Here is a 22,808-nt window from a genome sequence, read left to right on the forward strand (position 1 = left end):
TCCTAGTCAGCCAGCGTGAGCAGCGGCACGTCGCGCTCGCGGCTCATCGCATCGAGTTCGGCGCGCGTGCGCGTCAGCAGCCAGGCCGCCAGTGCCTCGCGGGTGGCCGGCGCCAGCATGTCGTGCGAGGCGATCTGCGCGGCTTCGCAGAGCCGCTTCGCGAAATGCGGCTCCAGCGCCGCAACCGCCACGCGGCCATCGGCGCAGGGATAGACGCGGTACCCCGCATGCGCGCCTCCGACCGCGCCCGAAGGCTGGGTCAGGCCCCAGGTGCGGGGCAGGGCGAGCCAGTCGGCCGAGGCGTTCAGTGCCACCTCCAGGTAAACGCCGCCAGCCTTTCGGGAGCGCAGCAGCATGGCCTTGAGCACCGCCTCGCTCGCGAGCAGGGCGCCGCCCATGTCGGCGTAGAGCGTGGGCGGCAGTTCGGTGCCGGTGACGAGGCCGCTTTCGGCCAGGTAGGTCAGGTCGTGGCCCGGCTCCTCGGCACGCTCGCCGGGCGCGCCGACGATGGCCACCTGCGACAGCGAAGGGTGGCGCGCCTGCAGCGTGGCCCAGTCGAGCTTCAGCTTGGCGAGCGCCGAGGGCCGGAACGAGGTGAGCAGCACGTCGGTGGCCGCCAGCTCGGCGTGCAGCTGCTGCTGGCCGGCCTCGGTCTTGAGGTCGAGGGTACGGATCTCGATGCCCTCGTGCAGCGCGGCGTAGGCGGGCCGGTTGTAGAGCGCCATCGGGTCGCCGCCCGGCGGCTCCAGCTTCAGGCAGTTGGCGCCCATCCGGCGGCAGCGCAGCAGCGCGGCGGGCCCGGGCAGGTTCAGCGCGAGGCTGAGGACGCGAACGCCCTCCAGCGGTGCGAAGGCTTGGTCGTCGGCGGGGCTGGGCATCGGTCGTCGTCTCCGGAAATTTCGTTTCGCGCATTCTCGCCCCGGGGGCCGGAACCACCTCACGCAAGCCGCAAGGGCGCCGCGCGCGTAGCATGTGCCGGTGGCGGCGGGTGCCGCCTTTCCATCGACCAAGGAGACGATTCATGTTCGAGACTTCCCTCATGAGCGGCCAGCGCATCCTGGTGACCGGCGGCGGCACCGGCCTCGGCCGGGCGATGGCCGAGCGCTTCCTGAGCCTCGGCGCCGACGTGGCCATCTGCGGCCGGCGCCAGTCGGTGTGCGAAGAGACGGCGGCCGAATGGCGCAAGCAGTTTCCGCAGCGGCGCATCGACACCTTCGGCGTGGACATCCGCATCGCGCAGCAGGTCGACGAGATGGTCGAGAGCCTGTTCCAGAGCGGCGGCCTCACCGGGCTGGTGAACAACGCGGCAGGCAACTTCGTCTCGCCCACCGAGGCCCTCTCGCCGCGCGCTTTCGACGCCATCGCCAACATCGTGTTCCACGGCAGCTTCTACGTGACGCAGGCGGTGGGCAAGCGCTGGGTGGCGCAGGCGAAGTCGGGCGAATGGAAGCAGGGCGACGCCTTCCGCAGCGTGATGAGCATCATCGTCACCTGGGTCGACAACGGCAGCCCCTACGTGGTGCCCTCGGCCATGAGCAAGGCCGGCATCGAGGTCATGACCAAGTCGCTCGCGGTCGAATGGGCGCGCTACGGCATCCGCCTGAACGCCGTCGGCCCCGGCGAGATTCCGACGGAAGGCATGAGCAAGCGCCTGAACCCCGGCGAGGAGCCCGGCGCGCGCAGCAAGCAGAACAACCCGATGGCGCGCACCGGCCGCATGAGCGAGCTGCAGAACCTGGCTTCCTTCCTGATGGCGCCGGGCCAGTGCGACTGGCTCACCGGCCAGAGCATCATGATGGACGGCGGCAACGCACTGGCCACCGGCGGCAACTTCTACGAGCTGCGCCAGTGGAGCGACGCCGACTGGCTGGCCGCGCGCGAACGCATCGAGGCGCAGAACCAGAAGGACAAGGCGCAGCGCTGAAGGCTGCCGCCTATTTCTTCGGCGGCCTGGCCGCGTGCACGGTGACCCGCTTGTTCACGGGGCTCGATAGCACCAGCGACGTGGTCACCGAGCCATCGACCGCCAGCGCGTCCACCACCCGCTCCAGGTCGGCTGGCTCGGCGATCGCGCAGCGCACGAAGAAGCAGTCTTCCCCCGTCACGCGGTCGGCGCTCAGCACCTCGGGCATCGAGTCGAACAGCTTCAGGTACCTGGCAATGCCCGCATGCGTGGTGTCGATGCGAATGATCGCCTGCAGCCCCACGCCCAACGCGCGCAGGTTGACGCGCGCGCCGTAGCCCTCGATCACGCCCGCTTCCTCGAGCTTGCGCACCCGCTCGCTCATGGCCGGCTGCGACAGGCCGATGCGCTTGCCGATGGCGGCCAGGCTCTGGCGCGCGTCGGTCTGCAGCGCCTCGAGGATCAGGCGGTCTTTCTTGTCGATGTTCATGAGCGGAAGAGGGCAGGCGCGTGGCCGCCGATGGTTGATCGGTTTGCGGCCGCCATTTTCGATGTCTTGCCATTTGGCGCTGCCGCTGCGGCGGGTATCGTGGGCCGTCTTCCAGGAGAAAACATCCATGCAACTCGTCGGCATGCTCGACTCGCCCTACGTGCGGCGCACCGCCATCTCGCTGCGCCTGCTCGGTGTTCCCTTCGAACACCGCTCGATCTCGGTCTTCAGCACCTTCGAGCAGTTCCGCGCGATCAACCCGGTGGTGAAGGCGCCCACGCTGGTCTGCGACGACGGTTCGGTGCTGATGGATTCGACGCTCATCATCGACTACGCCCAGGCGCTCAGCGGGCGCAGCCTGCTGTCGCCGGACCCGGCGCGGCGGCTGCGCGAACTGCGGCTCACGGGGCTCGCGCTCGCGGCCTGCGAGAAGACGGTCCAGATCGTCTACGAGCGCCAGCTGCGCCCGGCCGAGAAGCTGCACCAGCCGTGGATGGACCGTGTGCGGGGCCAGCTCGCCGCGGCTTATTCGGCGCTCGAAGGCGAGCTCGCTGCCGAGCCGCTGTCGGCCAGTGAAGAGACGATGACGCAGGCCGGCGTCTCGACGGCCGTGGCCTGGGCGTTCACGCAGTTGCTGACGCCCGATGCGATTTCGCCGACCGACTTCCCGGTGCTGGCCGCGTACTCCGCGCAAGCCGAGCGGCTGCCGGTTTTCGTCGGCGCGCCGATGGTCTGAGCGGAATCAGTCGACGATCTTCGCGCCGCGCTCCGCAAGCAGGCTGCGCAGCACCGAGCGGTGGCAGCGCGATTCCTCCTCGCAGTAGCAGCCCACCGAGAGCGACGTGCCATGCGACAGCGCGGCCAGCAGGTCGAGGCTGCGGCTCGCATCGGGCTCGGCCATCTCGGCCTTGAACTTGCGCACGAAGGCATTCCACTGCGCGGGCGATTCCGCCTTCTGGGCTTCCTGCGCCTGCTTCATCGCCTCGACCGAGGGGGCGAGGTTGGGATACCACACGTCGTACCAGTCCTGCGAGGCGAACTCGGTCTTCGGAACGCCGCGCGGCGGACGGCGCACGGTGCCGACGCGAAGGCCCTCGTCGGGCGCGCGCGGTGTGCCGAGGCGGACGATGCGGATGCTCATGCTGGGGCCCTTCTGATTTTTTTGCGCCTGTTGGCTGTCTCAGGTGCCGACGATACCGCCATCGCGCCGGCGTATGGCCAGCGTCGCCGAGCGGGGCCGGGCGCTGCCCGGCGTCGTGCCGTCGGGCCAGGCGCTGTTGTGCTTCGTGTCGCCGTCGTCGCGCGCCTCGCCCGGGTGCTGGATGTTGACGAACAGCGTGCGCCGGTCGGGCGTGACCACGCAGCCGGTGATCTCGCAGCCGTTGGGCCCGGTGAGGAAGCGCTTGATGCGGCCGGAGGCCGGGTCGGCGCACAGCATCTGGTTGTTGCCCAGCGAGGTGTAGGGCGGCTTGCCGATGACCTGGCCGCTGAGGTCGGTCTGGATCCACAGCAGGCCGCCGCGGTCGAAGTGCAGCCCGTCGGGCGCACCGAATGCGTCGGCGCCGGCCGAGGGATAGCGCGCGCCGCTGCCGGGCTGCGCGGGGTCGCCGGCGAGCGCGAAGTGGTCCCACGAGAAGCCGTTGGAGGCCGCATCGCCCGCGTCCTCGCGCCAGCGCAGGATGCCGCCGAAGAGGTTGTTGGCGCGCGGGTTGGCCGCATCGGGAGCGGGCTTGCCGGCGTCGCCGCGCTGGCTGTTGTTGGTGAGCGTGACGTAGACCTCGCCGCTTTGCGGGTGGATGGCGATCCACTCGGGGCGGTCCATCTTCGTGGCGCCGACCTGGTCGCCCGCCAGCCGCGCGTGGATCAGCACCTCCGCCTGGTCGGCGAAGCCGTTCGCCGCGTCCAGGCCGTTGCGCCCGTGCGTGAGTTCGAGCCACTGGCCGCGTCCGCCGGCGTCGTAGCGCGCGGCATAGAGCGTGCCTTCGTCGAGCAGGTGCCGGTTGGCGGCGCGCGCTGCGGCGTCGGTGCCGGGGCGCACCTTGTCGCGGCTGACGAACTTGTAGATGTATTCGAAGCGCGAGTCGTCGCCCATGTAGACCACGAGGCGGCCGTCCTTCGCGACGGTGCAGGTGGCGCTTTCCTGGCGCTTGCGGCCCAGCGCGGTGCGCTTGACGGGCGTGGCCGTGGGGTCGAACGGATCGATCTCGACCACCCAGCCGAAGCGGTGTGGCTCGTTCGGATGGCGGCTGAGGTCGAAGCGCTCGTCGAAGCGCCAGTACTCGACCCACTGCGAGCCGGCCACCGTGCCGTAGCGGCGCTGGGCCGGCGTGGCGTTGCGGGCCGCGTCCTTCGGGCCGCCGAAATAGCCGTGGAAGTTCTCCTCGCAGGTGAGGTAGGTGCCCCACGGGGTGACGCCCATGGCGCAGTTCGCGAACGTGCCGAAGACCGCGTCGCCGGCCGGATTGGCGGTGGTGCGCATCAGCGGCGTGCCGGCGGCGGGGCCGGCGATGCGCATCGGCGTGTTGCCGTGCACGCGGCGTGCGAAGGGCGAGGGCAGCACCTGCTGCCAGCCCTGGCCGCTGCGCCGGATCTCGATCACCGAGACGCCCATGGCGTGCAGCGACTTGCGGACCTTGCCGGCAGTCCATTCCTTGCCGCCGTCGGTGTGCAGCAGTTGCTCGTCGGTGTACTCGTGGTTCATCACCAGCAGGCCGCGTTCGCCGGCCGCGTCGAGCGCGAAGAAATGCATGCCGTCGTGGTGCATGCCGGCCTGCACGGCCTGGTCGTCGGCGCTGTTGCCGGCGTCGGGCGCGAAGGTCGGCATGCGGCCGGCGACGCCGGTGGGGGAGCCCCAGGGGTAGAGCAACTGCCATTCGTATTCGGGCGGTATCACGATGCCGTCGCGCAGGGACGCCGGCACGCCGGTGAAGCCCAGCGTCTCGCCGGGTCCGGCGGATGGAGGCGCTGGCGTCGAGGCGCAGCCCTGACCGAACAGCGCGACCACGGCGGCGGCGGAACCCGATTGAATGAGGAAATGGCGGCGGTCCAGGGGCATGGCTTCGGTGTTGTGTTGGCGACAGCCGCCATCATCGCCTGAGCCCGTGCCCGGCGATACTGGCGCAGCAACCGCCCAGGAGACATCGAATGACCGACCGCATCGAACGCACCCGCCACGCCGACGGCGTGGTCGAACTGCATCTCTCGCGCGTCGACAAGATGAACGCGCTCGATCCGGCGATGTTCGATGCGCTCATCGAGGCCGGCGAGTCCCTGCGCGGCGACAAGACGGCGCGGGCGGTGGTGATCTCGGGCCGCGGCAAGGCCTTCTGCGCGGGGCTCGACATGGCCTCCTTCGAGCGCATGCAGCAGCAGGGCGCGGGCGCCGACGTGCTGGGCGAGGGCGCCGCCGGTGCCGACCTGGTCGTGCGCACGCACGGCATCGCGAATGCCGCCCAGCAGGTCGCGATGGTCTGGCGCGAGGTGTCGGTGCCCGTCATCGCCGCTGTGCACGGCGTGGCCTTCGGCGGCGGCCTGCAGGTGGCGCTGGGGGCGGACATCCGCATCGTCGCGCCCGACACGAAGCTGTCGGTGATGGAGATCAAGTGGGGCCTGGTGCCCGACATGGCCGGCATGGTGCTGATGCGTGAACTCGCCCGCAGCGACGTGGTGCGCGAACTCACCTTCACCGGGCGTATTTTCTCGGGCGAAGAGGCGCTTCGACTGGGCTTCGCCACCCGCGTCAGCGCGGACCCGCTGGCCGAGGCGCTGCAGATGGCGCACGAGATCGCCGGCAAGAGCCCCGACGCGATCCGCGCGGGCAAGCGCCTGCTGAACGCATCGCTCTCGCAGAGCGCGGCCGAGCTGCTGCTGGCCGAATCGGTGGAGCAGAAGGCGCTGATCGGCAGCCCCAACCAGGTCGAGGCCGTGAAGGCCAACATCGAGCGGCGCGCACCGCGCTTCGGCACGCCGGGCTGACAGCCGCCTGGGTGTGGCCGGGCCGCGCTGCGGCCGATCCTGCTGAAACCATCGCTGCGAGGTGAGCGAGGCGGGCGCCCGCCCGGGCGCCGCAGCCACTCTTCGCCCGCCTTCGCGTGCCGGGTTTGCCGGCGCGTGTTTACAAGAGCGCCCCTTCAGCGGCCTTCAATTCGGGGCTCGAGCAGCCGAAAACATCAAAGAATCCCGTTCGGTGTATCTTTATGTAAGAATAAAGTGGTTGTTTTGTAGCCCAAATGGACAAGGATGGAGGCAATTTGTGTGCAGAAGGTCACGTCTCCCCCCGTCACGGCTCCCTCAGAGGATGGCTCCGGACAGCTCACTCATTAACAATTGAATGCTTTGCCTAGCGACGGCGATCCTGCATGTCGACGACCACGTTTTTCTGTAACCTCAGCGTGCCCATCCTGGTGGGCGAGGATCGCTACAAGTACGTCCCCATCGTGGGAGTCTTTCGGAGCATTCCGTTCGATCAGGTCGATGAATGGGTGATGCACCCCGACGGCCGGCCCCGCAGCGACCGCGAGCTGGCGGCCGAAGTCCTCGTCGAGATCCGCAAGCCGCTCGGCTCGAGCGGACGCACCGCGCCGCACGCCTTCGACGTCGCTGACATCCTGCAGCTGGACCGCGCTGCCGCGATCGTCGTGTCCACCTTCCTTGCGGCGCTCCCGCGCGTCTGAAGAGGCGACGCCCCTGACTCCCCGAGTCTTCTTCAGTCGCACCTGAAGAGCACGCCGCTGGCCGCTGTAGCCGCTGTGGCCGCTGTGGCCGCTGTGGCCGGTGCGTCGGCCGGCTGCAGGAACCGGATCGGGTTCCCATCGATGCGGCAATAGGCCTGCGCCTCCTGCTCGCTCGCCGCCCTGAATACACCGTCGTTGAGGCGCAGCACGCCGGTTTGCGGCGCCGCGCAGCCGGCGAGGACGACGAGTGGGAGAAGGGCTGGCAGCAGTCGGCGCATGGAAGAAGCAGGTCCGTTGGAGAACCCGCGACTTTAAGCGCTCCCCACAGCCCAGTAGAAAGTCGGCCTTGTTCCGTTGAGAAGGTATTCGCCCACCACGCGTCCCTTGTAGATCGTCGGGTTGTGCGAGGCGAGCGTACGGGCATTGCGCCAGTGCCGGTCGAGCTGGCGGTCTCCCTGCAGCGCCGAGGCGCCGCCGATGTCGAAGAGCCGGGTGCCGGCCTGCAGCACCGCATCGACGATGCCGGCCTGCGCCTTGGCGGTGTTCAGCTCCACCTCGAACAGCAGGCTCTCGGGCACGGCCTCGCCGCGCTGGCGGAAGCGGTCGACCTCGCCCAGGCCGCGCGCCACGGCCTGCACGGTCGAGGTCGCGATGAATGCCGTGCTCGCGAGCTGTCCGACGACCTGCTGCACCAGCGGGTCTTCGCGCGGCGTGTCGCCGCTGCCATGGCTGTAGACGCGCTTGCGCGGCTGCACGAAGGCCACCGCGTCGCGCACGATGGCGCGCGCGATGCCGGCGAGCGTTGCAAGGTGCGTGAGCTGGAAATGCGCTGTCAGCGGGGTGGGCTGGTCGCGCACGTACAGCAGCACGTTCTCGGGCTTCACGCGCACGTTGCGAAAGCGCGTGGTGCCCGATGCGCTCAGCCGCTGGCCGAAGCCGCGCCAGTCGTCCACGCGCTCCACGCCCTGCGCCTCGGCCGGCACGAGCGCGATCACGCGGTCGCTGCTGCCGTCGTCGTTCAGGCGCTGGGCCGAGACAGAGATCCAGTCGGCATACAGCGTGCCTGTGCTGTAGAACTTGTCGCCGTCGAGCCGCCAGGCGTCGCCGTCGCGCTTCAAGGTGGTCTGCAGCGTCTTGAGCGAGCCGTCGCCGAGTTCGGTGGTGGCGTTGCCGAAGATCACGCCCTCGGCCGCAAGGCGCATCCACGGGCCGTGCAGGGCAGGGTCGATTTCCGCCAGCAGCCGCTCGATGAAGCCGAAGTGCGCGCGCAGGATCTGCGGCAGGTTGGAGTCGGCCTCGCCCAGTTCGATGAGCAGGTCGTAGAGCTGCTCCACCGAGCCGCCCAGGCCGCCGTGCTCGAGCGGCACGCGCAGCGCGCCGAAGCGCTCGGCGTTGAGCCAGGCCACGGGTTCGTAGGCGAGTTCGCGGTCGGTCTCGCGCTGGGCGGAGCGCTCGGCGATGCGCTGGAAGACGGGGCGGAAGCGGGCAGCGAGTTGCTGGAACGACGGCGCCTGAGCGAGCGGCGCTTGCGCCGCGGGGCGCGTCTTGGCTTGGATGGATTCCATGGGGGCGGGGCGGCCTGAAGGCACGCCCGGGAAAAGAGGGACAGCGCCCGACTGTCCCCCGCGGCACGGCGCTTGTGAAATACGCTTTTCGCGTTTTCTTATGCCGATGGCTTCTTCCGGCCGCGCTCGGCGGCTATCGCCTGCCGCGCGCGTCCACCGGCCAGATCGCGACGAGGGTGCCGCCCTCGACCACGTGGTAGGCGTCGTGCAGGTTCACGGTCGGATCGCAATGCGGCGTGACGAACTCCACCCGGGCACCCAGCGCGGGTCTTGGGGCCTGAGAGGCTTGAGAGCCCGCAGGCGGCATCAGCTTGCCGTGTTCGTCGCCGAAGAAGGCGTAGCGGCTCGCGGCATCCGCACCCTTGGCCACCACCGGCACGCCGCTGTCCGTGGAGAAGCACTTGGTGCCGCCGTCCACCGTCACCCAGTCGGTCGCATTGGTGCTGACCACGGCCGTCTGCACGAAGAGCGACGTCTCAAAGGGCGAGGGCCGGTCGCCGTCGGCCAGCACGCGGCTGTACTCGGCGTCCATGAAAACGTACGAGCCGGCCTGCAGTTCGGTGAAGGCGTTTTCCTGCGAATCGAGGTCGTGCGTGCCGGTGCCCGCGCCGGTGACGATGTCGAAGTTCAGGCCCTGGCGCCGCGCCGCCGCGACGATGCCCGCCACCGTCTCGCGCAGGCCCGCGGCGGCCGCGCTGCGCTCATCGCGCGCCACGATGTGCTGCAGGTTGCCCGCATAGGCCTGCAGCCCGCGCAACCGCAGGCGCGGCTCGGCGGCGGCCAGCGCGGCCAGCTCGAGCACCTTGGCCTGCGTGGCGGCGCCGGTGCGGTTGTAGCCTGCGCCGTAATCCACCAGCACGTCGAGCGGGTGCGTGAGCTCGCTGGCGGCGCGCGCAAGTTCGGCGAGGTTCTGCGGGTTGTCGACCACCACCATCACGTCGCCCGGGCGCGCCTGCTGCGCCAGCTTGATGAGCCGCGCGATCTTGCTCGGCGTGACCGCCGGCGAGGTGATGAGCACGCCCGGAATGCCGCCCTGGACCATCACCTCCGCCTCGCCCAGCGTGACGCAGCTCACGCCGATGGCGCCGGCCGCCACCTGGCGGCGCGCGATCTCGACCGACTTGTGCGTCTTCACGTGCGGGCGCAGGTTCACGCCGCGCGACTTGGCGAAGGCGGCCATGCGCTCGATGTTGCGCGTCATCGCGGGCAGGTCGATCAGCAGGGCGGGGGTGTCGAGCAGATGGCGGCCGCCAGGAACGCCGATCAGCGGCGCGTTGACTTGCTGCAGGGCTTGGGGCATCGGGGAAGGGCCTCGTGTCTCGGTTCTTGTTGTGGGGCGGGCGCCGGGCGCCCGGTGTTTCGGGGCGAGATGATCGCACCGAATCGCTCCGACGCGTCAAAGCTCCATCAGGCCGGATGCGAGGGACTGTGCGGCCCGGGCCGGCGCAGCGCCAGCCACCACAGCAGTGCGGCATTGACCGTCCAGCTCGCGGCGAGCATCAGCAGCGCCGTGTTGGCCACGCCCGGCGACAGGCCCAGCGTCAGCAGGCTCAGCGACCAGGGAAGCCCGCCCGCGATGGCGACGAGCAGGCTCACGTCGCTGTCGGGCGCGACGGCGCAGCCCAGGATGCAGGCGACGCCGGCGACCGTATAGATCAGCGCGGCGGCGCGCCATCCGCGGCGCACTGGTGAACGTGGATTTGCTGCGGGCATGCCCAGAGCATCGCCGATCCGCAGTGACGCCGTGAAGGCTTCTTGCGTGAAGGGATGTAGTGTTTTCGAGCACTCGCGCACGAAGCCGAATGTTCATCTGCGCTACTTGGGCCTGTCACCTGGGCGGGCCACCATGCGCGGCATGGCCGGTCAACTCATCTCCATCGCCCTGACCGTCGACCAGCACGACGAGGGCGACTATTTCTGGGTACTCCTGGAATCCTTCGACAACTCCATGGAGTTCGAACCGCTGATGGAAGCAGCCAAGGGCTTCCCAACCTACGCCGAGGCACTGCAGGCGGGCTACGTCGTGCTGAAAGGGCTTTCGGAAGACCTGAATGTCGGCCCCCGGGAGGAGGTCGACGAGGACATCGAGGCGGAAGAGGAAAACGCCCTCGGCAACCCCCGCTGAGCGGCTTGGCGCGCCCGCCGAATGACCCGTGGCTGTCACGGGGGAGCGATTCCGGCTGACAAGGATTCGACACGGCTGCGACGAAATTGCAACGAGCGGTTGTCGACATTGCGCGGCCCCCGGTGGGACCGCCGCAGCGTCGTCGACCGCATTCGCAATTCAGGGAGTTCGCATGGTCGAGTATTTCCGCGTGGGTCTTCCATACATCCGCGTGCGCTTCAAGGTTCCTGCACGACGCGGCGGCAGGGTCGAGCTTCGAGGAAGGTTCGGTGCGATCACGGGCGCTAGCGGCGAATACCTGCTGGTGCGCTTCGATGGCGAGCCGGCGGCTTCCATCGTGCATCCGGTCGAGTTGAACTACGTGGAGGCGGGGGAGGCTGCGGAGCCTGGATCTGCGCTGTCGCCGGAGGCGGCCAGGAGGCTGCCGCCGGAGTAGGGCACCGTCATGATCGTGGTGGTGAGCGGCCCCCACTGAACTGCGTATTGATCTGCGAACTCTTCGGCCTGTCGGTGGCGTCTCGAGTATCGATCGACATGATGGCCGACCTCGTGGCAGAACAGGTGCTCGATGTAGAAGCGCTTGAGGCCGGCAGCTGAAAACGCGGCGTACCACCGGCCATGTTCGTTGACGATCGACGCTCCGAAGCGCACGTACGGTGCAACGTGCTGCGGCTTGGGTTTTTTGCGACCGACGTAGAGGCGTCCGTCGACACGCCACGGATATAGGACAACGACGCGGACACCGCTGCCGTAGATGAATTCGGCCAGCGATGCATTCAACCCGGTCATGCGTTCGGGTCTGCGCCGCAGCCAGATGTGCGTGATGCCGTCCCCATGGCCTGCAGGAAGCGCATGGAGGGCGGCCGCGCACTCTTCAACGGACACGGGAAAGAAGAACTCGCGTGAAGGATTGTCCTGGAGCAGCACCGGCAGGGCCTGCCCTGGTGCGGGTCGTTGCAGCGAGTGCGCGCGAGCGACTATGTTGTCCGTGAACCGGCGACGAGTGCGACCGCCGTGGATGTCGCCATAGGTGCGGCTCTTCTTCCATGGCGTTGTTGAACGACGCTTCATGCTCTTTCTCCCTGGGTGGCGCGGGCCGGTTCTCGATCGGCCGGAATGATATGAATAAACCGTATCTGCCCAAAGCTTTCTTTGCCCGATATTCCTTGAGGGTAAATCCTCGCGATTTTTGTTTTCGGCAGGTCTATCTTGGATTGGTGACCAACTGCTGGAGACGATCATGTTGATGGTTACAAAAGTGGTGGCGGTCAGCGTGACTGCACTCGTCGTCGGCGGCACTCCGTCGCCGGGCAGCGATCCTGCCGATCTTTCCCTCTTTGCGTCGCCCGTCGCGCCAGTCGCGGCCATCCAGGCGAATCCGAGCCCGGCGAGAGCGGCGTGCCCGAACGGGTGCAATGTCTGGCGGATGATCTACGACGGCCGCTGAGCGCAAGCGGCGGCGCCGGCGCGCCGCGGGCTGGTTAAGAGTGGCCAAAGACTGTATATTCATCCAGTCTTTGGCTACGAGCCCGGATCGGTGCGCAACTGCGTGCCGGGGCGATGAACCATGAACCAGTTCGAGCTTTTCTTCCCCAGAGGTGCTGCTGCGGCAGCATCAGCCTTTCCCATGGCCCTGTCGCAGCAACATGAGGCGATGGTGCTGCCCGAGCCATCGTTTCCAGGCGCTGCGCCCGAGGAGCCGTTCCGTTTCGAGAACGTCGAAGTGGAAGACCGGGTCGCATACGCCGTCCGGCTCGCCGACTACTCCCACCCTGTGGCCGATGCGGTCAAGGTGGCCGAGCAGCGCTTCAGGCGCGAGATTGACAGGCAGCTCGGCGGCGACGTGGTCGAGGCCTTGCGAGCCTTCCAGAACGCGAGCGAATCGAGCGAGAGCGATCTGTCGAAGGCCGAGATCGCGCTGGCCAAGCGCTGGGCGAAGGCCTACGACGCGGCGCGCACCGCGGGCTTTCGCGACCTGGGCGACACCGACGAGGCGTTCTTCGACGTGCGTCCGGTCTGAAACGGGGCCTTGCTGCGTCGCTGGATCGCTGCCGATCCGGCCGCAGATGTGTCAAAGTCTGCGAGGCGCTTCAGACATCGACGCCTCGAAAGCAGATAGTGTTTCGTCGACCCTCCATCACCTTCCGGACCACGGTTTTCGTGACTGTCGTCTGCCTCGCGTTGGTTGCGCTCGACTGCTGGAACAGCTGGCAGTCGCGTGCGGTCCAGCTCAGGCAGATGAGCGTCGCCACGGCCAACCTGGCGCGCGCGATGGCGCAGCAGGCGGATGACACGATCAAGGAGACCGACACCGCGCTGATCGGCGTCGTCGAGCGCGTGGAGCACGACGGCACGGGGCCGGCGGCCGTCGAGCGGCTTCACAAGGTGCTCGCCATGCGGGTGGCCGCGCTCCCGCAGCTCGATGCGATCCACGTCTACGACAAGGACGGCGGCTGGATCGTGAACTCGCGTGAAGTGCGGCCGCAGAACCTGAACAACGCCGAGCGCGAATACTTCATCTTCCATCGCGAGCACGACGACCGCGGGCCGCACATCGGCATACCGGTCAAGAGCCGCACCAACGGCAAGCTGCTGGTTCCCGTGTCGCGGCGCATCGACAACCCCGACGGCAGCTTCGGCGGCGTCGCACTCGCCACCATCGAGGTCGACTTCTTCACCCGCTTCTACGACAGCCTCGACATCGGCCAGGCGGGAGCCGTCGCACTCATCCTCGACAGCGGCACGATGATGACCCGTCGCCCGTTCAGCACCGAGATGGTCGGGCGGAACATGCTGGAGACCGATCTCTACCGGGCCTACAAGACACTGGGGCCGGTCGGCACGGCGGAGATCAAGTCTTCGCAGGACGGCGTCACGCGCCTGAACAGCTTCAGGCGGCTTGCCAACTATCCGTTGTTCGTCGGGGCCGCGCTGTCGAAGGACGAGATCCTGGCTGCGTGGTGGGACGAGACGCTCAGGCATACGGGCGGCGTGATTCTTCTGGTGTCCATCGTCGGCTTCGTGGGCTGGCGCCTGGTGAGGCAGATGGAGCTGCAGAACAAGACCGAGGCCGAACTGCGGCGCGCGCGCGACGCGCTCGAGAAGCTCAACAAGACGCTGAACACCCTCGCCATGGAAGACGGCCTCACGGGCCTCGCGAACCGCCGGCAGTTCGACGTGACGCTCGACAGCGAATTCAGCCGCGCCATGCGCGACGCCAGCACGCTGGCGCTGATCCTGCTCGATGTGGACTGCTTCAAGCAGTACAACGACATCTACGGCCACACGGCCGGAGACGAATGCCTGCAGACCATCGGCCGCACGATCGCCGACGTTGCGGCCCGGCGCCCTGGCGACCTGGCCGCCCGCTACGGCGGAGAGGAACTCGCCGTTCTCCTGCCGAATACCGACGTGGCGGCCGCGGCCGCGCTCGCGGAGAAGATCCGCAGCGCGGTGCGCGACCTGAAGATCGTGCATGCAGGCGCGCCGGATGGTTTCGTCACCTTGAGCGCCGGTGTGGATGCCTTGAGTCCCGCCGAGACGCGGCAGCCGCCGAAGGAGCTGATCCAGGCCGCGGACCGGGCCTTGTACGCCGCCAAGATGGGAGGGCGCAACCGCGTCTGCACGGCCGCCGAGCGCATGGCGGACTGAGAGCCCGGTCGAACGGCCAATAAGCGCAAAGCGCATAAGCAAGCGCGATAACCGGATTTCCCTCGGGCCGCGTCCCGGGCAAGACTCGAAGGCCCGCCACAACACTGCCTTCTTTTCCGGATGCCCGGCATTTCCGACAAATCATCGCGCCCGCTTCGGCTCGGCTTCTTCAGCCGGCTGCTCGACGATGCGCCCGCCGCTGAGCGCTACCGCCTCGTCGCGGCACAGATCGCCCATGCCGAGGCTTTCGGCTTCGACTCGGCCTGGGTCGCGCAGCATCACTTCCATGAGCACGAGGGTGGCTTGCCCTCGCCATTCGTCTTTCTGTCGTACGTGGCCTCGCGCACGCGGCGCATTCGCCTGGGCACCGGCATCGTCACGCTGCCGCTGGAGAACGCGGTGCGCGTCGCCGAGGACGCGATCGTGCTGGACCTGCTCTCGGGCGGCCGGCTCGAGGTGGGCGTCGGGACGGGCGGCACGCCCGAATCCTTTGCAGCCTTCGGGCTGGACGGGAACGACCGCTCGGCCATCTTCGCCAGGCAGCTGGCCGCGGTGCGCTCGGCCTGGGCCGGCCGGGCGCTGGAGGGCGGCGACACGCTGTACCCCTCGGGCGAACAACTGCTCGGCCGCATCTGGCAGGCCACCTTCTCGGTCGGAGGCGGGACGCGGGCAGGGGAGGCCGGCGACGGGCTGATGCTCTCGCGCACCCAGCCGCGTCCGGAGCAGGCGCCGCATGCGTCGCTCGCCGAGATCCAGAACCCCATCGTCGATGCCTACCTGGCCGCGCTGCCTCCGGGGCGCACGCCGCGCATCGTGGGCTCGCGCAGCGTGTTCGTGGCGGACACCCGCAAGGAGGCGCTGCGCCTGGCCGACATCGGCCTGCGCCGCTCGGCCGCGCGCTTCGCTGCCGCGGGACAGTCCGGCCTCGCCGACCGCGCAGGGCCCGAGGCGCCGCTCGAACAGCTGATTGCCGCCTACGACGTGCACGTCGGCTCTCCCGACGACGTGATCGCCTCCCTGCGCGCCGACAGTACGCTCGCGCGCGTGACCGACCTGGTCTGCCAGGTGCACTCCGTCGATCCGCCGCACGAGGCGATCCTGCGCTCCATCGAACTGACTGCCACCGTGGTTGCGCCGGCCCTGGGCTGGACGAGCGGCGCCGAAGAAGCGAAGGACCTCCAATCCCTCGCACTCCTGTAGCTGCGCCTCCCCCTTTTGCCTTTTTCCTTTCTTCCTTCCTCCCCCTTCATGAACGCCATCGTCTCTTCTTCCGCTGTCCCGGCGGTGTTCGACGTCATCGATCGGCTGGTCGGCATCGAGCCCGGCAGCCATCTCGATCGCATTCGCGCGCATCGCGAGCAGGCACGCACCCACGCGCAGCAGAGCTATCTCGCACTGTTCGCGCCGACGCCGCCGGTGTTCGGGCACTTCGAAGTTGCGGACCGGTTCGCCGTCGCGGCCTTCGTTGCGGGGCTGCACGGGCAGGCCGAGGTGGCGCGTTTCTATGCCGATGCCTTGGTAGATAAGGGCGCCCGCGCCGGCGTGGCGGACGCGATCGCCAGCGAGACGCAGCGAGGCGCTGCGCAAGGCCCCTATGGCCGATATCCCGCCGGCCCGCTCAGCGCGGAGGACGCGGCCGGCCCTTCATACGCGGTGAGCGAAGCAGGGCATGCGGCGCTGGGCGAGAAGCTCTCCGTCGCGCTCGCGCATGCGCATCTGCTCGTCTTTCACCCGCGCGATGCGAGCGCCGCGGCGCTGAAATCGCTGCTGGATGCGGGATGGACCAGCACCGAGATCGTGACGCTGTCGCAGCTCGTCGCTTTCATCGCGTTCCAGATCCGCGTGGTGGCCGGCCTGAGGGCGCTGGCGCAGCGTCCCGTCACCGCCGTCGATTGAGCAAGCGAGACGAAGAGACATTGAGGCAGAGAGAGCGACCAACACCATGAGCGACGAAACCGTGCTGACCCATCCCGACAACGCCCATCCGAACGCCTTCACGCAGGCGCAGCTCGAATGGCTGCCCTGGCTGGAGCCGCTGCCCGAAGCCGAACTGACCGAGCGGCATTTCGAGGGGCTGGTCGACGCATCGCGCGCGAAGTCGCCGTACTTCCGCCTGCTGGCGCGCGATCCGGACATCCTCGGCGCACGCACGCGCACCGACAAGGACATTTTCTACAACCCCGAAGCCGGCCTGCCGCGCGCCGAGCGCGAGCTCTCGGCCGCCGCCGCCTCGCGCTACAACGGCTGCATCTATTGCGCATCGGTACACGCGCGCTTCGCCTCGCATTTCTCGCAGCGCACGCAAGACGTGCAGAAGCTGCTCGACGAAGGAGTGAAGGCCGACCTGGGCGAGCGCTGGAACGCGATCGTGGCGGCTTCGGTCGCGCTGTCCGCCACGCCGCCAGTGTTCGGGGTGGAGCACGTGGCGCAACTGCGCGCGCAGGGGCTCGATGATCTCGCGATCGCCGACGTCATTCACGGCGCGGCCTTCTTCAACTGGGCGAACCGGCTGATGCTTTCGCTCGGAGAGCCGCAGCAGGCCGCAAGCAGCTGATCGGCCTCACGAAAGCAGGTTCAGCAGCCAGGCCAGGAACCGGCCGATGGCGACCAGTGCGGCCCAGAGGGCGCGGAGTGCGTCGAGCAAGTTCGATCCTTCGGCGGGGTGGCTGCGGCGTCTCGGGGCAAGGTCGGCGATGGTGGTGGCTGCATCTTGCCGATGGATCGTCTGCAGGTCGGACCGCTCCCGGCAAGCATGAAATCCAGCTTATCCGGTTAGTTGGGCTGGAATTGGGAGACGGTTGTCGCGCTTGGCTGACGGGCCCGATGGCGTGCAGCGCAATGCATCCTGCCCGCCGAACCAAGACGCGGAACTCGGTAGAATCCGCGCTCGTCCGTGAGAGCATTCACGCTCAAGTCATTGATTTTGCTGGCTTCTCTCCAGCCTCAAATCTGCCCGTAGCTCAGTTGGATAGAGCACCTGCCTTCTAAGCAGGTTGTCGGGGGTTCGATCCCCTCCGGGCAGGCCAATTTAGTGCTTCACGAAGCCCCTCAAGGCACCATGAACACCCGTGTTTCCCTCTGCAGAGTGCTAGTTTCTGCCCCACGAACAACCACGTTGAGCCCCTGAGATTCCCCAAGTTTGGGGGAACATCCGGGGGAACAGGTACAGTTTCGACCTTCGCCGTCGAATTTGTTCCCCATGCTCACCGACACCGCCTGTAGGAAGACCGTATGCCCCACCGACAAGCTGCGGATACGCCTTGCTGATTCCGGGGGCCTCTATCTGCAGATCGAGCCCAGCGGCTCGCGACGTTGGTTCTGGAAGTACCGCTTCGAAGGCAAGGAAAAGCGCTTGGCGCTGGGCAGCTACCCCGACGTGACACTCAAGGCCGCCCGTGTCGGCCGAGATGATGCCCGCAAGATTCAGCAGCAGGGCATTGACCCCGCGCAGCGCCGGCAGTTGGAAAAGCTCGAGCGCAAGGTGGACACCGACGCTAGCTTTGAGGCGGTGGCGCGCGAGTACCACAAGACCAAGAGCTCGGCATGGAGTCCGCGATACGGCGCGCGCTGGCTGTCGATCATGGAGAAAGATGCCTTCCCGTGGCTCGGCAGCTTGCCGCTCTCCATCATCACGGCGCCGATGCTGCTCCAGGTTTTGCGCCGCGTTGAGGGCCGTGGCGCGCACGAGACCGCACACACACTGCGCCAATGGTCCGGCCAAGTCTTCCGGCACGGCATCGCAACAGGCAGGTGCACCAGTAACCCGGCGCCCGACCTGCAGGGCGCGCTCGTGCCCGTCCAGGTCAAGCACATGGCGGCGGTGCTGGAGCCCGTAAAGGCCGGAGAGCTGATGCGCGCGATCGCTGCCTACGCCGGCCAGCCGGCTACTCGCGCGGCGCTGAATCTGTCTGCGCTTCTCTTCCAGCGGCCTGGAAACATTAGGCAAATGCGATGGGCGAATGTCGATCTGGAGAAGGCGCTGTGGACGATCCCTGCTGCCGACATGAAGCGCACGAAGACAGCCAAATTGAATGGCCGACCGCACCTGGTGCCTCTACCCACTCAGGCCGTTGCAATCCTAGAAGACCTCAAGCCTCTCACGGGCCATGGCCAGTACGTTTTTCCGAGCCTGCTCACAGGTGAGCGTCCGATGAGCGACAACACCGTAAACACCGCGCTGCGTCGCATGGGCTTTGACAACACTGAGATGACGGCGCACGGCTTCCGCGCGATGGCGCGCACCATCATGGTCGAGCAGATGGACGTCGAGCCTGAGGTGATCGAGGCCCAACTCGCGCACGGCAAGAGTGGGCCGTTGGGCGCGGCATACGATCGGGCGGAGTTCGTGGTGAAGCGCCGCAAGATGATGCAGTTGTGGGCAAACCATCTCGACGAGTTGCGGCAGGGCGCGAAGATTCTTCCTTTCAAGGCGGCATGATGCTCAAGGAGCGCGAGGCTAGATTTCTTGGAGGCCGAGCACGCCGAACATGTTGGGTATGCTCAACCGCCCAGTGTTGTGTGATGACCTGGTGCCGCTCAGATTGCAGCCATCAATGCCATTCTGCAAAGTCCATATACGGCGAAAATCGCTCTCGCAGCTTACCCAACTCGTCTAGCCAATATTGGTGCAGAGCGGCGCAGTCCTGCTCCGCCTTCTTGCGCTCTGGGGCTTCGAATGGCGTCTCTCGCAAGGTTCGCACTGCGGTCAACAATTGGTATCGCTTCGTGATGTTGGCGGTCATGTAAGTGCCAATCTCTTCGCCGAAGATGAACGACGCTTTGTGGACCGCGTTGCCATAAGCCTCCTCGAGTGATTTCGACGGTTCGCCCTTCGCTGAGACATAGGTCCAGATCAGTTCGAAGAGTTGATATCGCTGCTCGAAAAGGTCGAGATTCAGTTTCGCCCTGGCGACACGGTACTGGCGCCAAGCGATGAGGCCGGCGACGCCTCCGATGACAAGGGCCACGAACGCGGCCGGTAGGCCCTTAATGAGATCAGGAGCAACAGTAGCCCACAGGCTCTGGCCGTTTACTGCCGGATTCATTTATCCTCGCCTCGTAAAGAGGCGGCTTGTTCTCGAAGGGGCGGCGAGCGATCTGCTTGGGCCTGCTGCAGGTTCACTTGAGTCTGCAGAAGCGCGTTCGTACGCTTCTGCTCTTGGATGAGTGTCCGTAGCAGATCCTTCGTCCCGAAGATCGCGAATGGCATCAGCACCCACAAGATTGCCACCAAGATGCCGAAGAGCATCAATGCCAGCATGATCGTCGCCCCGAAGGCTGTTCCGTTCATATTCCTCTCCTCGAAGTTGATCGCTATCGTAGCGTCTCGGATATTTTGCTGATCCGGTAGAGAGGTGACGATCCCCAATTTGGGTGAACGTCACAACTTCTCTTCGAGTCATGGCTATGGAACAGAATCTACCGGAATGGTGGCTGTTCTCTCACATGTGTAAAGCCGCCACCGGCGCTTGGTTTGGCGAAGTGAACTTACAGCAGGAGTGTTGCAGTGGCCTTATTGATCTGTGAATACTGCGGGGAGAGATTCGAAAGAACTCGAAAGACTGATCACGGGCGCATGGTCAGATTCTGCTCTCTATCCTGCATCAACTTCGCCCCGACTCCGTGTGGCCGCCCTTGGACAGTAAACCACACTGCTTTGTTGCTCGCGGTGGCCGCAAGCTCAACCGACTCGGAGGTTGCCGAACTGTTTGGTCGATCCGAATGGAGTGTCATGACCACGCGGCACAAATTTGGGCTATTCAAGCCTGACCCTACCGAATTCGCCGGGTACTCGGAATATGAAGATGCGATGCTGGTCGATCTCTATCCTCACGTGTCGAACTCGGAGGTCGCTCAGCTTTTAGGCAGGACCAGGTCTTCGGTCAGAGGGCGAGCATTAAAGATCGGGCTTACCAAAACAACGGAGAGACTGATTGAAGCTCACAGCGCGCACTTTCTCCTCCCACGGGAGGTGCGCGAGCTCATGGCACTTAACAACAAGTTGAAGAAAGGGCTTCGTGATGAAGAACATCGCCGATCTGCGTGCAGCGCTGTTCGCTGAGTTGGACACCTTGAATGGTGCGCCCTCGGACGCCGACATAGACCGCATACGCCTGAAATGCGCACTGACCGATCGCATCATTGACTCCCTGCGCGTCGAGGTGCAACTAGCCGCGGTTATGCGCGGGGCGCTCGATGTTCCGTTCATTGAAACCCAGTCCGGCGAGAGACGAAGCGACGGCAGTCCCTCGCAGCACGCGACAGACCTTGCGAGCATTCCAACGCTTTCGGCGATGGAGCGAGCGGCCCAGGTGCTTGGAGGTGGTCCGTCGCCAGGCCACCCCTGGCGGCGGCGTGTCCGTCATGATCAGGACTGATGGCATCAGGCACTTCAATGGCTGCATCGATCTAACGCGGGCCTAAGGGTGCCAGAGTAATGCGTTGTTAGGGTAAATCGTTACTTATTTCATTACAAAAAGTCTGCATTGCGCGGACTTTTTTCATTACAGTAAGTCCCATGACGAAAACCGAACGTGAAGCGCTGGCCAAGATGGGCCGCCCCCCGCTGCCAGAGGACGAACGCAAGGTGAATGGCTCGGTGCGCCTGACGCCTGAGCGGTGGGCCAAACTGCGCCGGCTCGGCAACGCTTGGTTATCGAAGGCGATTGACCGCGCAAAAGAGCCAACGCTGAAGGAATGACCGCCGCGGCTCAGGGCGGGGCCAACGGAGGTTCTCGTTGGCCGATCTGAGGCAAAAAAGCGAACGGCCAGGGTGGTGGAACACCCCGGCCGCTCTAACCGCAACGTGCAACCGTTTGAAGGAACAGCACATCATGGCTACGAAGATTATCGGGCAAGGCACCGCCGCGTCCACCAACCTAACGTCGCGCCCAGTCGCACAGGTTCACGAACATGCGCTCGAGGTCTTGAACGAGCTTCGAGTTGAGCAGGACAAGGCCTTTAGCATCGCGTTTGCAGGGACTCAATGCTGTGCAAAGGATGACGAAATCCTGCCGCGGAACATTTTCTCAGTGATCGAGGACATGCTCGCCGATGGAAGGCTGATCGGTTCGCTGCGCGGTCTCATCAACGAGCTCGCGGAGGCCGCTGGCAGCGACTACATGGGGAGCCGGAGCAATGCCTAAGCGGAGATCGACGAAGATCCCGGCTCCTTTCGCAATCGGAAGTGCTGTCACGAACCACGACGGATCGCCATGCCTTCTGGCCCGCAGTCTCCGAGAGCCATTCTGGGTCTGCGTTGACGGTGTGGTGGTTGCAGGCTACAGCGACGACGAACGAGCGGCTGAGGCGCACTACGCGCCATTGCGGCTTGCGTTCCGAAGACGCATGGGCTGGCCAACCGAGTCGGTTCAGATAGACCCGTGAGCTTGCCGCGCCGGTTGGCGCTGGTGTGACCCGTGCCGCGCCTTCGGGCGTGGCAGTAACTGATCAGCTAAGGCTTAGCACAAGGCACATATGACTGACGATGACTTCCTCGCTCCGGCGCCGGCCGCGAGTTCTCATGTCTACGTTTCCGAACCCGACTATGGTGGATGGGACTACCTGCGGCTACCCGACTGTGGTCGAGATCACTACAACATCGAGGATGCGGCGCTGTTGGGAGCGCTCGATTGGTGGTCGTCTGATCGGATCCCAGAGTTTCCTCTGGGCGACTTTGGCTTTCAGGATGCTGATGAACCCGCCGTTCGGAAAGGGGTCGCGCCCACGCAAGAGAGAATTCTTGCAATGTTGCTTCGATCAATCGAGGGGGGACACCTCCCTGCAGAGGTATTTGGGCGAGATATGGCCACTTCGCGCCCCCTGCCTGACCGTACCTTTGTCGATATCAAGGACCTGATCGAATGCCTGGAAAGCCACGGTCACCCTCCTGGCGACTACCTGAATAGAGCGTTGGAAGATTCTGCCGAGGCTCGCCAGATTGATTCCGACAACAGGGCCGAAAGAAGAGCCCAATTTCGCCACGCGACGTACTCGTCAAACGGAGCCTCTGCGCCCGATGACGTCACGGTGTTGCGAGCCGAGTTGCGCGCCAAGGACCTACACATTGCCCACCTGCAGAGTCAAATCTCCAGCGGTCGACCCGTGACCTCTAGTAGACCTCTTGGCAATAAGGAGAGAAACACCCTTCTCGCGATCATCGCTGTGCTGTGCAATGAAGCCAAGTTGGACTTCGCAAAGTCTTCGAAGACGGCAAACCTCATACAGGCTGCTGCTGCACAGATAGGGGTCAGTCTCGGAGAAACAACGATCGAGAACAAGCTGAAAGAGATTCCTGATGCGCTGGCAACCCGCATGAAATAAGGATTCTTCGGGCAACTGCCTATTTCGATAGGCAGTTGCCCCCGAAATCGCTCTGTACTTTCTATCGTTCGCTCCTGCC

Annotated in this window: 27 protein-coding genes and 1 tRNA gene; 17 read left to right on the top strand and 11 right to left on the bottom strand. The window is 66.1% G+C overall.

The genetic code is table 11. The annotated features are described in order from the left end of the window. Positions 1-2 precede the first annotated feature (2 nt). Positions 3-878, bottom strand: coding sequence for a CoA transferase (locus FHY06_RS01055; protein WP_132799731.1), 876 nt, complete (start codon positions 876-878; stop codon positions 3-5). A 143-nt stretch (positions 879-1,021) separates the two neighbouring features. Between FHY06_RS01055 and FHY06_RS01060 the strand changes: the two genes are divergently transcribed. Continuing rightward, on the top strand, positions 1,022-1,924 hold the full coding sequence (locus tag FHY06_RS01060) for an SDR family oxidoreductase (protein ID WP_019653076.1): 903 nt from the start codon (positions 1,022-1,024) through the stop codon (positions 1,922-1,924). A gap of 10 nt (positions 1,925-1,934) precedes the next feature. Here FHY06_RS01060 and FHY06_RS01065 read toward each other — a convergent pair whose 3' ends face one another. Further along, positions 1,935-2,393, bottom strand: coding sequence for an Lrp/AsnC family transcriptional regulator (locus FHY06_RS01065; protein ID WP_126184315.1), 459 nt, complete (start codon positions 2,391-2,393; stop codon positions 1,935-1,937). Positions 2,394-2,520: 127 nt separating this feature from the next. Between FHY06_RS01065 and FHY06_RS01070 the strand changes: the two genes are divergently transcribed. Further along, a complete protein-coding gene (locus FHY06_RS01070; RefSeq protein WP_145759151.1) occupies positions 2,521-3,129 on the top strand; it encodes a glutathione S-transferase in 609 nt (202 codons plus the stop codon). Positions 3,130-3,135: 6 nt separating this feature from the next. On the opposite strand, the gene FHY06_RS01075 is transcribed toward FHY06_RS01070, so the two are convergent. After that, the gene (locus FHY06_RS01075) at positions 3,136-3,534 is read right to left on the bottom strand and encodes a DUF488 domain-containing protein (protein WP_019653073.1); all 399 of its coding nucleotides are present in this window, start codon (positions 3,532-3,534) and stop codon (positions 3,136-3,138) included. Positions 3,535-3,573: 39 nt separating this feature from the next. Further along, positions 3,574-5,448, bottom strand: coding sequence for a PhoX family protein (locus tag FHY06_RS01080; protein WP_184602888.1), 1,875 nt, complete (start codon positions 5,446-5,448; stop codon positions 3,574-3,576). 89 nt (positions 5,449-5,537) lie between these two features. On the opposite strand from FHY06_RS01080, the gene FHY06_RS01085 reads away from it, so the two are divergent. Next, positions 5,538-6,368: a crotonase/enoyl-CoA hydratase family protein gene (locus tag FHY06_RS01085; protein ID WP_184602890.1), complete on the top strand. Its 831-nt coding sequence runs from the start codon at positions 5,538-5,540 to the stop codon at positions 6,366-6,368. A gap of 383 nt (positions 6,369-6,751) precedes the next feature. Beyond that, positions 6,752-7,066 (top strand): hypothetical protein, encoded by a 315-nt coding sequence (locus FHY06_RS01090; protein ID WP_019653070.1) that lies wholly within the window; start codon positions 6,752-6,754, stop codon positions 7,064-7,066. Between the two features lie 32 nt (positions 7,067-7,098). Here the strand turns inward: FHY06_RS01090 and FHY06_RS01095 are convergent, their stop codons facing one another. From FHY06_RS01095 to FHY06_RS01110, 4 genes are all read right to left on the bottom strand, one after another. Next, positions 7,099-7,344: a hypothetical protein gene (locus FHY06_RS01095; protein ID WP_184602892.1), complete on the bottom strand. Its 246-nt coding sequence runs from the start codon at positions 7,342-7,344 to the stop codon at positions 7,099-7,101. 33 nt (positions 7,345-7,377) lie between these two features. Next, complete coding sequence (locus tag FHY06_RS01100) at positions 7,378-8,631, bottom strand: acyl-CoA dehydrogenase family protein (protein WP_184602894.1); 1,254 nt, start codon at positions 8,629-8,631, stop codon at positions 7,378-7,380. Positions 8,632-8,764: 133 nt separating this feature from the next. Then, the gene (locus tag FHY06_RS01105) at positions 8,765-9,931 is read right to left on the bottom strand and encodes a DSD1 family PLP-dependent enzyme (protein ID WP_019653067.1); all 1,167 of its coding nucleotides are present in this window, start codon (positions 9,929-9,931) and stop codon (positions 8,765-8,767) included. Between the two features lie 107 nt (positions 9,932-10,038). Next, positions 10,039-10,317, bottom strand: coding sequence for a hypothetical protein (locus FHY06_RS01110; RefSeq protein ID WP_019653066.1), 279 nt, complete (start codon positions 10,315-10,317; stop codon positions 10,039-10,041). 25 nt (positions 10,318-10,342) lie between these two features. On the opposite strand from FHY06_RS01110, the gene FHY06_RS01115 reads away from it, so the two are divergent. After that, positions 10,343-10,756, top strand: coding sequence for a hypothetical protein (locus FHY06_RS01115; RefSeq protein ID WP_260309417.1), 414 nt, complete (start codon positions 10,343-10,345; stop codon positions 10,754-10,756). Positions 10,757-11,113: 357 nt separating this feature from the next. Here the strand turns inward: FHY06_RS01115 and FHY06_RS01120 are convergent, their stop codons facing one another. Then, on the bottom strand, positions 11,114-11,827 hold the full coding sequence (locus FHY06_RS01120) for a hypothetical protein (protein ID WP_184602896.1): 714 nt from the start codon (positions 11,825-11,827) through the stop codon (positions 11,114-11,116). A 169-nt stretch (positions 11,828-11,996) separates the two neighbouring features. On the opposite strand from FHY06_RS01120, the gene FHY06_RS01125 reads away from it, so the two are divergent. From FHY06_RS01125 to FHY06_RS01160, 8 genes are all read left to right on the top strand, one after another. Then, on the top strand, positions 11,997-12,203 hold the full coding sequence (locus tag FHY06_RS01125) for a hypothetical protein (protein ID WP_184602898.1): 207 nt from the start codon (positions 11,997-11,999) through the stop codon (positions 12,201-12,203). Between the two features lie 120 nt (positions 12,204-12,323). Beyond that, positions 12,324-12,776: a hypothetical protein gene (locus FHY06_RS01130; RefSeq protein ID WP_184602900.1), complete on the top strand. Its 453-nt coding sequence runs from the start codon at positions 12,324-12,326 to the stop codon at positions 12,774-12,776. 98 nt (positions 12,777-12,874) lie between these two features. Next, on the top strand, positions 12,875-14,407 hold the full coding sequence (locus tag FHY06_RS01135) for a GGDEF domain-containing protein (RefSeq protein ID WP_126184307.1): 1,533 nt from the start codon (positions 12,875-12,877) through the stop codon (positions 14,405-14,407). A 120-nt stretch (positions 14,408-14,527) separates the two neighbouring features. Continuing rightward, entirely contained in the window at positions 14,528-15,607 is a 1,080-nt protein-coding gene (locus FHY06_RS01140; protein ID WP_184602902.1) for a putative FMN-dependent luciferase-like monooxygenase, read from the top strand. A gap of 48 nt (positions 15,608-15,655) precedes the next feature. Next, positions 15,656-16,303, top strand: a complete 648-nt coding sequence (locus FHY06_RS01145) for a CMD domain protein (protein ID WP_184602904.1) — start codon at positions 15,656-15,658, stop codon at positions 16,301-16,303. A gap of 46 nt (positions 16,304-16,349) precedes the next feature. Next, the gene (locus FHY06_RS01150; protein WP_019653059.1) at positions 16,350-16,961 is read left to right on the top strand and encodes an alkylhydroperoxidase domain protein; all 612 of its coding nucleotides are present in this window, start codon (positions 16,350-16,352) and stop codon (positions 16,959-16,961) included. A 395-nt stretch (positions 16,962-17,356) separates the two neighbouring features. Continuing rightward, positions 17,357-17,433 (top strand) — tRNA-Arg (locus tag FHY06_RS01155). Positions 17,434-17,606: 173 nt separating this feature from the next. Beyond that, positions 17,607-18,845, top strand: a complete 1,239-nt coding sequence (locus tag FHY06_RS01160; RefSeq protein WP_184602906.1) for a tyrosine-type recombinase/integrase — start codon at positions 17,607-17,609, stop codon at positions 18,843-18,845. A 112-nt stretch (positions 18,846-18,957) separates the two neighbouring features. On the opposite strand, the gene FHY06_RS01165 is transcribed toward FHY06_RS01160, so the two are convergent. After that, positions 18,958-19,452 (bottom strand): hypothetical protein, encoded by a 495-nt coding sequence (locus FHY06_RS01165; RefSeq protein WP_184602908.1) that lies wholly within the window; start codon positions 19,450-19,452, stop codon positions 18,958-18,960. Then, complete coding sequence (locus FHY06_RS01170) at positions 19,449-19,697, bottom strand: hypothetical protein (protein ID WP_184602910.1); 249 nt, start codon at positions 19,695-19,697, stop codon at positions 19,449-19,451. Before FHY06_RS01170 ends, FHY06_RS01165 begins: the two co-directional genes overlap by 4 nt. Positions 19,698-20,427: 730 nt before the next feature. Here FHY06_RS01170 and FHY06_RS01175 point away from each other — a divergent pair. The 4 genes from FHY06_RS01175 to FHY06_RS01190 all read left to right on the top strand — a co-directional run bounded on the left by FHY06_RS01175 (position 20,428) and on the right by FHY06_RS01190 (position 22,729). After that, positions 20,428-20,784 (top strand): hypothetical protein, encoded by a 357-nt coding sequence (locus tag FHY06_RS01175; protein ID WP_184602912.1) that lies wholly within the window; start codon positions 20,428-20,430, stop codon positions 20,782-20,784. 140 nt (positions 20,785-20,924) lie between these two features. After that, the gene (locus FHY06_RS01180; protein WP_184602914.1) at positions 20,925-21,107 is read left to right on the top strand and encodes a hypothetical protein; all 183 of its coding nucleotides are present in this window, start codon (positions 20,925-20,927) and stop codon (positions 21,105-21,107) included. 133 nt (positions 21,108-21,240) lie between these two features. After that, the gene (locus FHY06_RS01185; RefSeq protein ID WP_184602916.1) at positions 21,241-21,552 is read left to right on the top strand and encodes a hypothetical protein; all 312 of its coding nucleotides are present in this window, start codon (positions 21,241-21,243) and stop codon (positions 21,550-21,552) included. A 331-nt stretch (positions 21,553-21,883) separates the two neighbouring features. Next, positions 21,884-22,729: a hypothetical protein gene (locus tag FHY06_RS01190; RefSeq protein WP_184602918.1), complete on the top strand. Its 846-nt coding sequence runs from the start codon at positions 21,884-21,886 to the stop codon at positions 22,727-22,729. The last annotated feature ends 79 nt before the right edge of the window (positions 22,730-22,808 follow it).

Origin of the sequence: Variovorax atrisoli (genome assembly GCF_014195185.1) — a bacterium.
GTDB classification, from domain to species: domain Bacteria; phylum Pseudomonadota; class Gammaproteobacteria; order Burkholderiales; family Burkholderiaceae_C; genus Variovorax; species Variovorax atrisoli.